At 56.4% G+C, this 12,733-nt stretch carries 13 protein-coding genes; 12 read left to right on the forward strand and 1 reads right to left on the reverse strand.

Going from position 1 to position 12,733, the window contains the following annotated elements:
- Positions 1–39 precede the first annotated feature (39 nt).
- From NOS26_RS09115 to galU, 8 genes are all read left to right on the forward strand, one after another.
- Positions 40–480 (forward strand): DUF234 domain-containing protein, encoded by a 441-nt coding sequence (locus tag NOS26_RS09115; protein WP_255411642.1) that lies wholly within the window; start codon positions 40–42, stop codon positions 478–480.
- 159 nt (positions 481–639) lie between these two features.
- A complete protein-coding gene (locus tag NOS26_RS09120) occupies positions 640–1,422 on the forward strand; it encodes an electron transfer flavoprotein subunit beta/FixA family protein (protein WP_014016928.1) in 783 nt (260 codons plus the stop codon).
- Positions 1,423–1,435: 13 nt separating this feature from the next.
- Positions 1,436–2,437: an electron transfer flavoprotein subunit alpha/FixB family protein gene (locus tag NOS26_RS09125; protein ID WP_014016927.1), complete on the forward strand. Its 1,002-nt coding sequence runs from the start codon at positions 1,436–1,438 to the stop codon at positions 2,435–2,437.
- A 172-nt stretch (positions 2,438–2,609) separates the two neighbouring features.
- Positions 2,610–3,896 (forward strand): tetratricopeptide repeat protein, encoded by a 1,287-nt coding sequence (locus NOS26_RS09130; RefSeq protein WP_255917603.1) that lies wholly within the window; start codon positions 2,610–2,612, stop codon positions 3,894–3,896.
- Between the two features lie 27 nt (positions 3,897–3,923).
- The gene (gene dcd / locus NOS26_RS09135; protein ID WP_014016925.1) at positions 3,924–4,451 is read left to right on the forward strand and encodes a dCTP deaminase; all 528 of its coding nucleotides are present in this window, start codon (positions 3,924–3,926) and stop codon (positions 4,449–4,451) included.
- Between the two features lie 14 nt (positions 4,452–4,465).
- Positions 4,466–5,449, forward strand: coding sequence for a P1 family peptidase (locus NOS26_RS09140; protein ID WP_255917604.1), 984 nt, complete (start codon positions 4,466–4,468; stop codon positions 5,447–5,449).
- A gap of 137 nt (positions 5,450–5,586) precedes the next feature.
- The gene (glf, locus tag NOS26_RS09145) at positions 5,587–6,702 is read left to right on the forward strand and encodes a UDP-galactopyranose mutase (RefSeq protein ID WP_014016923.1); all 1,116 of its coding nucleotides are present in this window, start codon (positions 5,587–5,589) and stop codon (positions 6,700–6,702) included.
- Positions 6,683–7,555, forward strand: coding sequence for a UTP--glucose-1-phosphate uridylyltransferase GalU (gene galU / locus NOS26_RS09150; RefSeq protein WP_014016922.1), 873 nt, complete (start codon positions 6,683–6,685; stop codon positions 7,553–7,555). Before glf ends, galU begins: the two co-directional genes overlap by 20 nt.
- A 349-nt stretch (positions 7,556–7,904) precedes the next feature.
- Here the strand turns inward: galU and tadA are convergent, their stop codons facing one another.
- Complete coding sequence (gene tadA, locus NOS26_RS09155; protein WP_014016921.1) at positions 7,905–8,360, reverse strand: tRNA adenosine(34) deaminase TadA; 456 nt, start codon at positions 8,358–8,360, stop codon at positions 7,905–7,907.
- A 66-nt stretch (positions 8,361–8,426) separates the two neighbouring features.
- Between tadA and NOS26_RS09160 the strand changes: the two genes are divergently transcribed.
- From NOS26_RS09160 to NOS26_RS09175, 4 genes are all read left to right on the forward strand, one after another.
- Entirely contained in the window at positions 8,427–9,089 is a 663-nt protein-coding gene (locus NOS26_RS09160) for a trimeric intracellular cation channel family protein (RefSeq protein WP_014016920.1), read from the forward strand.
- 144 nt (positions 9,090–9,233) lie between these two features.
- The gene (locus NOS26_RS09165; RefSeq protein ID WP_014016919.1) at positions 9,234–11,072 is read left to right on the forward strand and encodes a DUF4127 family protein; all 1,839 of its coding nucleotides are present in this window, start codon (positions 9,234–9,236) and stop codon (positions 11,070–11,072) included.
- Between the two features lie 8 nt (positions 11,073–11,080).
- Positions 11,081–12,139 (forward strand): endolytic transglycosylase MltG, encoded by a 1,059-nt coding sequence (mltG, locus tag NOS26_RS09170; RefSeq protein ID WP_014016918.1) that lies wholly within the window; start codon positions 11,081–11,083, stop codon positions 12,137–12,139.
- Positions 12,136–12,729, forward strand: coding sequence for an O-methyltransferase (locus NOS26_RS09175; protein ID WP_036220747.1), 594 nt, complete (start codon positions 12,136–12,138; stop codon positions 12,727–12,729). The genes mltG and NOS26_RS09175 overlap by 4 nt, the downstream gene beginning before the upstream one ends.
- The last annotated feature ends 4 nt before the right edge of the window (positions 12,730–12,733 follow it).

Raw genomic sequence — 12,733 nt, forward strand, 5'->3', positions numbered from 1 at the left:
CTCTCGCTTCTATAAGCGGGAGAGGTTCAATATCGGTATATCTTTCCTTATAGTTCGCAACGGCAAATCATGGCGCCGGACGTTTTTTTTGACCGGTATATTGCAGACGATTTCGCACGGGTTTTCGTACCGAAGCGGTTTGAATCGCTGTGCCGGCAATTTCTGATCCGCCAGAACCGGCAGGGACGTCTGCCGGAAATCTTCGATGCCATCGGGACCTATTCTTACGATTTGCCAAAAGAGCATAAGAATGGGGAATTCGATGTCGTTACGCATGATGATAAAGGCTACATCTTTTACGAAGCCAAATTCCGGCAGACGCCCATTACGGATGCCATGATTGAAACCGAAATCCGCCAGGTCCGGCAGACTGGGATGGATTGTTATCGTTATGGCTTCTTTTCTCGTGCCGGCTATGAGGTGACTCCCAGACCGGATGTCATCCTCTATACGCTGGACGATTTGTTTGAAAGCTGTTAATGGCTGACTTTCTTGACCTTGCAGGCTACGGTGTAGGAAAATATAAAGAAAAAATAATTGGATATAGAATTCGTAAATAAAAACAATTATCCGTTGATAAATTATTGAATATGGAGTATAATAGGTGACATAAGAAGACGTAAAAAAGGAGGCCTACTTATGAATATTGTAGTTTTGGTAAAGCAAGTTCCTGCGATTTCTGATATTGAAATCGCAAAAGATAACAACTTGGTCCGTGTCGGCGCACCGTCGATGCTCAACCCCGTTGATAAACACGCCATTGAAGCGGCTGTAGCTGTCAAGGAAGCCGTTGGCGGTACGGTCACGCTCCTGACCATGGGCAACGCCCTGGCCGGGGAAATGATGCGTGACGGCATTGCTGTCGGTGCCGATAAGGGCGTCCTCGTTTCGGACGAACGCATGGCTGGTTCCGATACGCTGGCAACGGGCCTGGTCTTGGCCAAGGCCATTGAAAAATTGGGTGGTGCCGATCTGGTCTTTACGGGCAAGCGCTCGACCGACGGCGACACCGGGCAGATTCCGCCGGCTATCGCTCAGCGCCTGGGCATGGCCCTCATTTCCTATGCCAACTCGGTCAGCGTCGAAGGCACGACGATCACGGCGACGCGCCTGAACCACGACGGCATCGAAACCGTCCAGGCACAGGTACCGGCTGTCGTATCGGTTACGGAAAAGAGCAATACGCCGCGTTCTCCGAAGATCCGCGGGAAAATGGCTGCCAAGAAAGCCGTCTTTGATGTCTGGAAAGTGGAAGACCTGGGCCTCGATGCAGCAAGTGTCGGGACATCCGGTTCGGCGACGAAAGTCACGGAACTGTTTGCACCGGAACCGAATCCGGTCGGCGTCATGATTGAAGGGGCTACGCCGGCAGACGCTGCGGCTAATCTCGTCAAAGATCTGACTGCCAAGAACTTGCTGTAAGGAGGGCTGAATTATGGAATTGAAACAGAATATCTGCGTATATATCGAAATCGCCGGCGGTGCCCTGAGCCCGTTGAGCATTGAATTGTTGGGCAAAGCCCGTCAGCTGGCTGATGCCAAGGGCAAGAAAGTCGTCGCTTTTGTCGCCGGTGCTGATACGGCGAAAGCCAGCCAGGAAGCTATTTCCTACGGGGCCGATGCCGTTGCCGCTGTCGAAGACGGCGCGCTGGCTGCTTATGATTCCGTCTTGTACACCAAAGCCATCGCCGCTTTGGCTGAAAAATATGAACCCAGTGTCATCCTCATCGGCGGGTCTCCCGATGGCCGCGACCTCGGCGGCCGCCTGTCGGCTCAGCTCGGTGTCGGCCTGGTCGCTGACTGCACGGACGTCCGCTTTGAAGGCGACGATGACACGCTGACCTGGATCCGTCCGGCTTATACGGGCAAGCTCTTCGTCAAGATCCAGACGACGACGCGGCCGCAGCTGGCTACGATCAGCGACAAGATTTTCCACGGCACGCCGGCAGATCCGTCCCGGACTGGCGAAATCGTCAAGGAAAGCGTCGATTTCACCGGTGTCGCTCCGTCCGTCACGGTAACGGGTTTTGAACCGGTCGAAAAAGAAGCGGAAGAACTGACTATCACGACGGCTGATATCGTCGTCGGTGCCGGCCGCGGTGTCCAGACCGAAGACGGTATGAAAGCGGTCCAGGCCTTTGCCCAGCGCATCGGCGCAGCTTTCGGCGTTTCCAAACCCCTCGTCGATAAAGAATGGGCGCCTTATGAATGGCAGATCGGCATTACGGGCAAGAAAATCGCTCCGAAGATTTACATCGCCCTGGGCATTTCCGGTGCTATCCAGCACAAACTGGGCATCCAGGATGCGGGCCTCATCATCGCCGTCAACAAAGACCCGGATGCACCGATCTTCAAGTTCGCCCACTACGGTATCGTAGGCGACCTCTTCGAAGTCATGCCGGAACTGGAAAAACAGATCAAAAAGATTCGTGGCTAGGAAATAGTTTGAAGTTTGATGTTTGAAGCAATGCAGTTAAATTTAGTAACGCACATCAAACATCATACATCAAACCCCAAAAAAGGAGCTGTCTTTTTAGACAGCTCCTTTTTTGCATGTTATAATACCCATATCTATACGAAATGCTGTGAAAAAATACGGAGGTGGTTCCATGGATTCTTTTGCTGCCCGCCAGGCCTGCCGCGACGGCCGTTATGAGGAAGTCCTGGCGATGTACGGCAAGGCCGCGCCCGATGGGTCTTGGTCGTGTTGGGATTATTACTACTATGCCTATGCCCTGCGCAAGACGAAGCAGTACCGGAAAGGCCGGGAAATCGCCCGGGCTGGTATGATGGCTTTTCCCGAGTTTACCAATCTGCACGGGATTTACTGCTGGTGCCTGTATTATCTGTATATCCAGAAGTTCGATGAACGGACCCATTCGCCAGCCGATTTCCGCCGCGCTGTCGATGCTATCTTGAAGTACAGCCGGCAGGAAGCGTACAGTCCGTATGCCCTGGCCGTATGGCGCATGGTCGATGTTCTCAAGAACAAGCCGGGCCAGACCGCTCTCATGGGCGCCTATTTGCGCCGACTCGACCCGGACCAGCTGCCGGACCAGGAAAAGACGGTGACCTTGAAAGGGCGGGAACGGGTCATTGCATCGGACCGGGAACGGTGGTACTCCCTCATGAGCCGCATCCTGGTCAAGGAAAAAAAGTATGACGACTGCATCACCTTGTGCCAGCAAGCCTTGAACTATTTTCCCCAGCTCCATCACGACAATGATATCTGGTTCTCTTACCGCATCGCCCTCTGTCAGCTGCGCCAGGGCCAGGTCGCAGAAGGGCGGCAGCGCCTGGAGAACCTGCTGAAATATAAGCAGCACTGGATTCTCTATCGCGGCCTGTTCTTTGCGTCCCAGGCGGAAGGCGATAGTGCGGCTATGCGCCGCTACGGGGCGTCGGCTTTTCTGGCCGGCGGTGAATTTAAGGGCAAAGTCAATTTCCTGGTCCAGTTCGCCCAGGCCCTGGAGAATATGGGCGGCTATGAGAAAATGGCCTATTATCATTATCTCCTGGCCCGGGACGTGCGGCAGGACCAGCACTGGAAGGTCAAAGCCGAACTCATTGCTAAAGTCGACAGCTATGCCTTTCCCGAACCGAACCGGCGGGACTTGATGGACGGCCTGCATCAATTCTGGATGGCCGGGAAACATGCCGGACAGACCTGCCATAAAGGGCGTATCGAGCGGATCCTTCCCGGTGGCAAGGCCGGCTTCCTCAAGGACCGTGAGGGTAGTCAGTACTATTTCCGCACGTCGTCGCTGTACCGCGTCCGCCCGCAAGAAGGGGAGAGAGTCACTTTCTACGTAGAAGACTTCTTTGAGACAGGGAAAGAAAAACCGGCCCATCGCGCCGTGGACATCGAGCCGGTTTTGCTATATCATAAGAGTTGAATTTACTAGAGAAAGTGAGTGGCACTCATGATTTTATCAGGCAAGGAAATTGTCAAGCATTTAGGTAAGGAAATCATCATTGAACCCTTCCATCCGGAACGGGTCAATCCCAATAGTTATAATCTGTCCCTGCACAACGAGCTCATGGTCTATGACCATAATGAATTAGACATGGCCAAGCCCAATCCGGCTTCGACCATCTATATTCCCAAGTCGGGCTACGTCTTGCAGCCCAACAAGCTCTACCTGGGGCGGACCAACGAATATACCCGTACCGATGGCTATATCCCCATGCTCGAAGGCCGGTCGTCTGTCGGCCGCCTGGGCGTCTTCATCCACGTCACGGCCGGGTTCGGCGACGTCGGCTTTGCCGGCTACTGGACGCTGGAAATCTTCTGCGTCCAGCCTATCCGCATTTATCCCAATGTCGAAATCTGCCAGATTTACTACCACGATATCGACGGGGAATACGATACCTATAAACACGGTAAATACCAGAACAATACGGGCATCCAGCCGAGTATGCTCTGGAAAGACTTTGAAAAAATGAAATAAAGGGAAGTGTCATCATGAAAGAAATAGATATGTTAGCCATGGCCCGGACGAACGGGTTCCGCCTGGGTAATGCCCAGGACCGCCAAGGCGGCACGGGCTGCACGGTCTTGGTATTTCCCGATAGCGCGCCCTGCGCCGTCGATGTCCGCGGCGGCGGCCCGGCCAGCCGGGAATCGGAACTCCTCAGTCCCATGGCGGCTGCGTCGGGCATCCACGCCATCCTGCTCAGCGGCGGCAGTGCCTTTGGCCTCAATGCCTCGACAGGGGTCATGCAGTACCTGGAAGAACAGCACATCGGCTTCGATACGCGTATCTGCAAGGTGCCCCTCGTCGTCGAGTCGTGCATTTATGACCTGGGCTGCGGCGACAACGTCCGTCCCGATGCGGCTATGGGCTATGCGGCCTGTCAGGCAGCGGAAACGGGGGACTTCCGTGAAGGCTGTTACGGCGCCGGCACGGGGGCGACGGTCGGCAAGCTCTGCGGTCCGGACTCTATGATGAAATCCGGTCTCGGCGCTTATGCCGTTCAGGTCGGCGACCTCCAGGTCGGTGCCGTCGTCGCCGTCAACGCCGTCGGCGATGTCCTCGACGAACAGGGGCAGATCCTGGCCGGCATGCGCAGCCGCGACGGCCAGGGCTTTGCCGACACGCGGCGGGTCATGCTGGAAGAAGCAGGCCAGACGCCGACCCTCTTTTCCCAGCGCGCCGTCGGGACGACGACCAATACGACTATCGGCGCTGTCGTCACCAATGGGCGGTTCGACAAGGCCCAGCTCAAGAAAATCGCCGCCCTGGGCAGCAACGGCATCGTCCGCGCCATCCGTCCCGTCAATACGACGGCTGACGGCGATTCCCTCTATGCAGCCAGTGTCGGCAGCGTTTCGGCTGAATTGAGCCTGACCGGCACCATCGCGGCCTACGTTGTAGAAAAGGCCATCCGCCGCGCCGTCTGCCAGGCTGAAAGCCTGTATGGCATCGAGGCGTGCCAGGATGTTTGATGTAATGATGTTTGATGTTTGATGTAAAAAAATAATTATGACCATCACGTCAAACTTCAAACGTCAAACTTCAAACTAACAGGGGAGCGCTTTCAGAAAATGTGCTGCCTATATTCTGGTGAAAGAGGAGTGTTTTTATGTATGATTACGTCATCGTCGGCAGCGGCCTCTTTGGCTGTGTCTTTGCCCACGAGATGCATAAGGCCGGCCGGCAGTGCCTGGTCCTGGAACGGCGGGACCAGGTCGGCGGCAATGTCTATTGTGAAGAAAAGGACGGCATCCATATCCATCGCTATGGCGCCCATATCTTCCATACGTCGGACCTGCGGGTCTGGGAGTATGTCAATCAGTTCGCTAAATTCAATCATTTTATTAATACGCCTGTTGCCAATTATAAGGGCGAACTGTACAACCTGCCTTTCAATATGAATACGTTTGCCAAGATGTGGGGCATCATCACGCCGGAACAGGCAGCGGCCAAAATCGAAGGCCAGCGCCGGGCAGCGGGCATCACGGAGCCGGAGAACCTGGAAGAACAGGCCATTTCCCTCATCGGCACGGATGTGTATGCGAAACTGATCAAAGGCTATACGGAAAAGCAGTGGGGCCGGAGCTGTAAGGAATTGCCGGCCTTCATCATCAAGCGCCTGCCCGTACGCTATACCTTTGACAACAATTATTTCGACGACGAGTATCAGGGGATTCCCAAAGGCGGTTATAACGTCCTCATCGACGCCCTCCTGGATGGTGTCGAAGTGCGGACCGGTGTCGATTATAACCGGGAACGGGCGTCATACCTGGATGTAGCCCGCAAAGTCGTCTATACTGGCCCGATTGACGAGTATTTTGGCTACCGCTTGGGCCATCTGGCTTATCGGGGCTTACATTTTGAAACAGAACGTTATAACGAAGTCAACCATCAAGGTGTGGCAGTCATGAATTACACCGACCGGGAAACGCCATATACGCGGACTATCGAGCACAAGCATTTTGAATTTGGCAGACAGCCTGTGACGTATGTCACTAAGGAATATCCGGCCGAATGGCAGGCCGGCCAGGAAGCGTATTATCCGGTCAACGATGAAGCCAACCAGGAACTGTACCGTAAATATGCAGCCTTGGCCCGCCATGAATACAACGTCATCTTCGGCGGCCGCCTGGCAGAATACAAATATTACGACATGGACGACGTCATTGCCAGTGCCCTGGCTGCGGTAGAAAGGGAAGGATATCATGCAGAAACAAATTCGTAAGGCCGTCATCCCGGCGGCAGGCTATGGGACACGCTTTTTGCCGGTCACCAAGGCCATCCCCAAGGAAATGATCCCCATTGTCGATAAACCGGTCATCCAGTATATCGTCGAAGAAGCCCTGCAGAGCGGCATCGAAGAAATACTCATCATCACCGGCCATGGCAAGCGGGCCATTGAAGACCATTTCGACACCAATATCGATTTGGAACTGCAATTGCGTCAGCAGGGGAAAGACCAGCTGCTGCACCTGGTTCAGGATATTTCGTCGATCAACGTCCACTACATCCGCCAAAAACACATGCGCGGACTGGGCGACGCCATCCGCTGTGCCGAATCGTTCATCGATAATGAACCTTTTGCCGTCCTCCTGGGCGACGACGTCATCTATAATCCGGAGAAACCGGCGCTGAAGCAGATGATGGAAGCTTTCAGCCGCTTAGGGGCGACCATGCTCGGCTGCCAGGAAGTGCCGCAGGAACTGGTGTCGCGCTACGGCATCGTCCAGGGCCAGCCGACAGACGACGACCGCGTCGTCAAGCTCATCGATATGATTGAAAAACCGGCTGTCGACGAAGCACCGAGCCGCCTGGCTGCGCTAGGCCGTTATATCTTGACGCCGGATATCTTTGAAATCCTGCGCCGTGTCCAGCCGGGGAAGGGCGGCGAAATCCAGCTTACTGATGCCCTGCGCCTCATGGCTGACCGGGAAGCGGTCTACGCCTATACCTTCAGCGGCCGCAGCTACGACACGGGCAATAAACTGGGCTTCCTCAAAGCTACTGTCGAATACGCCCTGCGCCGGGAAGACCTGGGAGACGCCTTCCGGGAATACCTGCGTACCAGCCTTCCCTGATAGGGAGGTGGCCGTAAGGCCGGAGGGGTTGCCTTGAAAACCTCTCAGTCAGCTGCGCTGACAGCTCCCCTATCAGGGGAGCCACGGACCATGAGCCACGGCTGTCCGTTCTGGCAGCCGTCCTGCGCCTTCTGTTGGTCGGCACCTGACGGGCCAGAATGGCTTGGGATAACCCATGCGGATTATGCCTCCCCTAATAGGGGAGGTGGCCGTAAGGCCGGAGAGGTTGCCTTGAAAAACCTCTCAGTCAGCTGCGCTGACAGCTCCCCTATCAGGGGAGCCATGAGTGGGCCGCCTTCACAGGACGGCCCCTACGAACCACGAACCACTAGCCACTAGCCACGAGCCACTACTTCTTCCGTCTTTGGCGGAAGAAATCTTTCATCAGGGCCGCACATTCCTCGGCGCGGACGCCGGCTGTGACCTCGGTCCGGTGGTTGAGGCAGTCGTTGTCGACGAGGTGGAACAGGGACCGCACGGCACCTGCTTTGGGGTCGTCGCAGCCGTAGACGACCCGGTCCAGGCGGCTGTTGACGATGGCACCGGCACACATGGGGCACGGTTCGACGGTCACATAAAGAGTACAGCCTGTCAGGCGCCAGCGGTTCAGGGCGCGGCAGGCTTTTTCAATGGCTAAGAGTTCGGCGTGGGCCGTAGCACAAGGCAGGCTTTCGCGCAGGTTATAGGCCCGGGCGACGACTTTCTTTTCATAGACAATGACGGCGCCGATGGGGATTTCCCCGACGGCATAGGCCGTCTTGGCTTCAGCCAGGGCTTTGCCCATATAAAATTCATCTTTGGTCATGTTGAATCTCCTTGGTAAAAAAATTTACGTCTATCATAACACGAAAACAGGGAAGGGGAAACTATTATGGATGCCATTTGGTGGCAGATTTTCGACTTGTTGGGGACGACGGCCTTTGCCGTATCCGGCGTCTTTGCGGCCATTTCCCGGCGCATGGACCTGTTCGGCATCTTCGTCCTCAGTGCGGCGACAGCCGTCGGCGGCGGTATCATCCGCGATATCCTCATCGGCAATATCCCGCCGGCAGCCTTTAAGAACAGTATTTATCTATGGATCATCCTCGGCTCCATGGCCGTCATCACGATTATCGTCCGCTATTTCAATATCCGCATGTGGCGCCGCGTCGTCGGCAAGCTCTCCATCTGGTATCTCGTCTGCGACGCCATCGGTCTCGGTTCCTTTACGGTCACCGGGACCCTCCTGGGCTGTTTCTACTATCCCGACTACTGGATCCTGGATATCACCCTCGGCGTCCTGACGGCCGTCGGCGGCGGCGTCATCCGCGACGTCCTGGCCGGCCGCATCCCCGGCGTCCTGCGCAAGGAGGTCTACGCGACGGCGTCCCTCCTGGGAAGTATTTTTCTCTACGGGGCGGTCATCCCCTTTGAAGTACCCCTGGAAGTCGGGGCTATCGTCAGCTTTTCCGTCACCGTCGCCATCCGCCTGGTCGCCATCCGCCTGCACCTCAATATCCCCAGGATCCGCCGCGTCCGCCATCGGAGGGCGTAGGGCAGCCTGGGTAAGGCGAACCGCCACTAGCCACTAGCCACTAGCAACTAGCTACGAACCACAGGCCACGGCCTCTACAAATTTCCCCAGGCCCGTGATATAATAAAGGGTACAATTTTTTTTCTTCATACTAGGAGTGATAACGTGAATCTGTTACAGAAAGCAGTCAGCCTGGCCGTAGCGTCTTTCTTTTTATGTGCCTCGCCGGCTGCACTGGCAAAGACGATTTTATATGTACCCCAGGATGACCGGCCTGTCGATTATGAATATACGGTCAGTACGGCCGAAGCGGCCGGCTATGATGTCCTGACGCCGCCGGCCCAGTATTTGTCGGGCATGAATTTCCACGGTTCGCCGGATAAGCTCATGGCCTGGGTCGATGCCAATGCCGGCAAGGCCGACGCCATGGTCCTGTCCATCGATTCCCTGGTCTATGGCGGCCTTGTCGATTCGCGCAAGCATAATCTGCCCATGGAAACGCTGACGGCGCGCCTGGAAAAGGTCGAAGCCCTGCATAAATCGCACAAGAAGGTACCCATTTATGTCTTCAGTACGGTCATGCGCAGTCCCTGGGCTGGCGGCAAAGGCGTAGAACCGGACTATTACCTGACCATGGGGTCCGACATCTATCAGCTGGCGTCGCTCCAGGCCAAGATGGACGAAGAAGGCCTGAATCCGCAGGAACGGAACGACTGGTTCGCCATCATGCGCCGCGTACCGATGGAATACCTGCAGGACTGGTATAACCGGCGCCGCAAGAACATGAGCATCAATTACCGCCTCATCGACGATGCCCGCAAAGGTGTCTTTACCTATTACAGCCTGGGCCACGATGACAATTCCGTTAGCACCCAGTCGTCGCTGGAATCGAAGTACCTGGAAATGGCCGGTGACGGCATCCCCAAGACGGCTTTCGGCTCCTTCCCCGGTGCCGACCAGCTGGGCCTGCTGCTCATCACCCGGGCCAGCAACGATTTCAATAATTATCATCCCAAAATCACCGTCATCTATCCCTTGGGCGGCGGTGAAAAGACTGTGCCCCGCTACGACGGCCAGGCCATTGGCAAGACCATTGCGTCCCACGTCGAAGCCATCGGCGGCACTATGGTCGACAACGAACGGCCGGACCTGTTGCTGGCTGTCAATACGCCGCTGACGACGTCGACGACGGAATCGGCCAACTTCGAGAACTTCCCGATCATGCTCCAGTCGACGCGGGATTTCCTGACGCAGATCGAAAAGGCCGTCAACCTCGGCATCCCCGTCAGCATCGTCGACATGGCCTTTTCCAACGGTTCCGACAACACCCTGGTCTACGGCCTCTATCAGGATCAGATGATGTACCGCCTGGCCGCCTATAACGGCTGGAATACGGCCAGCAACTCCGTTGGCTACGGTATCGCTCAGGGCGTCCTGTCCAAGTACATGACGGCCGATGCCCACCGCGACATGCTGACGACGCAGTACCTGGACAACTGGGCTTATCAGGCCAATGTCCGCGACTACATCTACCGGATGCAGCAGAAACTGGAAGCCGGCGTCGTCACCCAGTACTACCCGACGCTCAACGAAGAGCTCCAGAGCCGCACGAAGGAACAGCTCCAGCGCTATGCGTCGACGTATCTCGGCATCGACCCCAAGACCGTCGATGTCACCCTGCCGTGGCAGCGCCTGTTCGAAGTCTACGTCGATGTCAAGCCGGCGCCGACAGTCCCCCTGGAAGCCGACGTGCGCCATGACATGAACAGCCGCGAACTCCAGTCCCTGGCCAATGAGGTTTCGGAAGCGCAGGCTAAGCTCGATGCGTCCCGGACGGTCAATGCCGACGGGACGGTCAGCCAGGCCGACCCGGCCGTCCAGGCCCAGCTCCAGGCAGCCAAAGCTGCCGCCCAGGCCCGGTATGAACAGGAAAAACAGGCCCAGGCCATCAATCACAGTGAAGAAAAAGCCCAGCAGAGCCGTACCTGGGCTGCACAGAAATAAGAGAGCCTATGGAACAACAGAAACAGACAACGACACAACTTCATCAGGGACGACGCGTTCCCCGCAAAAAGAAAGGCCGCCGTATAGTTGCCGTCTTGGCCGGCCTCATCTGCCTCGGCGCCGCTGCCGTGGCTTATGGCTATTTCGGCCCGAATTTCCTCCTGCCCTATAAGAGCGGCTACGTCCATGTCCGCAGCGACATGACGGCTTCCGAAGTCGGCGATATCCTGACCGATAAGGGCTATATCGCCAGCCCCTTGTGGTTCCGCGCCGTAGCGACCGTTACCGGCCAGGCCGGGGACATCCATGCCGGCGAGTATACCCTCGATTCGCGCATGAGCCTCCATGCCCTGCTGGACAAGCTGACCAGCGGCAAGTCCGAAGCGGACCGGCTGGTCGTCCCCGAAGGCTATACGGTCCGGGAAATCGCCAAAGCCGTCGCCGCCAACGGCCGCATCAGCGAAGCCGATTTCCTCAAGGCCGCTTCCTCGTCGGACCAGCTCCTGCCGTATATGAAGGGAAACCGCAAAGTGACCTTCCCGACGGAAGGTTTCTTGTTCCCCGATACATATTTCATCCCTTATGACGCCACGGCAGACGACGTCATAGCCATGATGATCAAGAACTTCGACGACCACTTGACGGACGCCATGAGAGCGGGCATTGCCAAGCAGAACTTGTCGATTTACCAGTTCGTCACCTTGGCTTCGCTCATCGAAAAGGAAGCGAAATACGAAAAGGACCGGCCCCTCATCGCGTCGGTCTTCGAGAACCGCCTGAAGATCCACATGAAGCTCCAGTCCGATGCCAGTATTTCCTATGCCATGGGCACGCATAAGGCAGCTTACAGCATCAATGAGACCCAGTATGATTCGCCGTACAACACATACCGCTATGAAGGATTGCCGCCAGGTCCCATCGGCAATCCCGGCATGGATTGTATGGAAGCCATCCTGGAAGCGCCGCCGACGAAGTACCTCTATTTCGTCGCCGATAAGGACGGCCACAACTATTTTGCCGCTACTTATGAAGAACACATGAAGAACGTCCAGGAGCACATGCCATGATGGACGCCTTGTTTGAAGAAATGAAAGCCTGTGCCAGGGAACAGGACCTGCCCATCCTGCGCGACAGCGAACTTCCCTTGTTCACGGGCATCGTGGCGTCGTGCCGGCCGTCGCGGGTCCTGGAAATCGGCACCTGCATCGGCTATTCGGCCTTGCAGATGGCGCCGTTCCTGGCACCGGGCGGGACGATTACGACGATTGAACTTGATCGTGAGCGCTACGACCTGGCCTGCCGGTTCTTCCGGCGCTCGCCGTATGCCTCGGTCATCACGGCCCTCCACGGCGACGGGACGGAACTGGCCGGGGCTTTGCCCGGTCCGTGGGACTTCGTCTTTCTCGACGGGCCGAAAGGGCAGTACGTGCGCCAGCTGCGGCAGCTCCTGCCCAAGCTCCTGCCCGGTGCCATCGTCGCAGCCGACAACATCGATTACCATGACATGTTTTACCTCGAAGGGACTTTGCCGCATAAGCACCGCACGGCTGTAACCCGCCTGCGGGAGTTCATGGACCTCGTCGGCGACCGGTCCCGTTTCGAGACTGTATTTTTTGAAAATGGCGACGGCATGACCGTTTCGCAATGGAAAGGATAAGAGA

It is taken from the genome of Megasphaera sp. SC8-1 (assembly GCF_024436295.1).
Taxonomy (GTDB): domain Bacteria; phylum Bacillota; class Negativicutes; order Veillonellales; family Megasphaeraceae; genus Megasphaera; species Megasphaera elsdenii.

Bases quoted from the DNA above. Each gene is read 5' to 3' on its own strand.
- NOS26_RS09120 (WP_014016928.1), top strand. From the start codon at position 640: ATGAATATTGTAGTTTTGGTAAAGCAAGTTCCTGCGATTTCTGATATT.
- NOS26_RS09125 (WP_014016927.1), top strand. From the start codon at position 1,436: ATGGAATTGAAACAGAATATCTGCGTATATATCGAAATCGCCGGCGGT.
- NOS26_RS09130 (WP_255917603.1), top strand. From the start codon at position 2,610: ATGGATTCTTTTGCTGCCCGCCAGGCCTGCCGCGACGGCCGTTATGAG.
- dcd (WP_014016925.1), top strand. From the start codon at position 3,924: ATGATTTTATCAGGCAAGGAAATTGTCAAGCATTTAGGTAAGGAAATC.
- NOS26_RS09140 (WP_255917604.1), top strand. From the start codon at position 4,466: ATGAAAGAAATAGATATGTTAGCCATGGCCCGGACGAACGGGTTCCGC.
- glf (WP_014016923.1), top strand. From the start codon at position 5,587: ATGTATGATTACGTCATCGTCGGCAGCGGCCTCTTTGGCTGTGTCTTT.
- galU (WP_014016922.1), top strand. From the start codon at position 6,683: ATGCAGAAACAAATTCGTAAGGCCGTCATCCCGGCGGCAGGCTATGGG.
- tadA (WP_014016921.1), bottom strand. From the start codon at position 8,360: ATGACCAAAGATGAATTTTATATGGGCAAAGCCCTGGCTGAAGCCAAG.
- NOS26_RS09160 (WP_014016920.1), top strand. From the start codon at position 8,427: ATGGATGCCATTTGGTGGCAGATTTTCGACTTGTTGGGGACGACGGCC.
- mltG (WP_014016918.1), top strand. From the start codon at position 11,081: ATGGAACAACAGAAACAGACAACGACACAACTTCATCAGGGACGACGC.
- NOS26_RS09175 (WP_036220747.1), top strand. From the start codon at position 12,136: ATGATGGACGCCTTGTTTGAAGAAATGAAAGCCTGTGCCAGGGAACAG.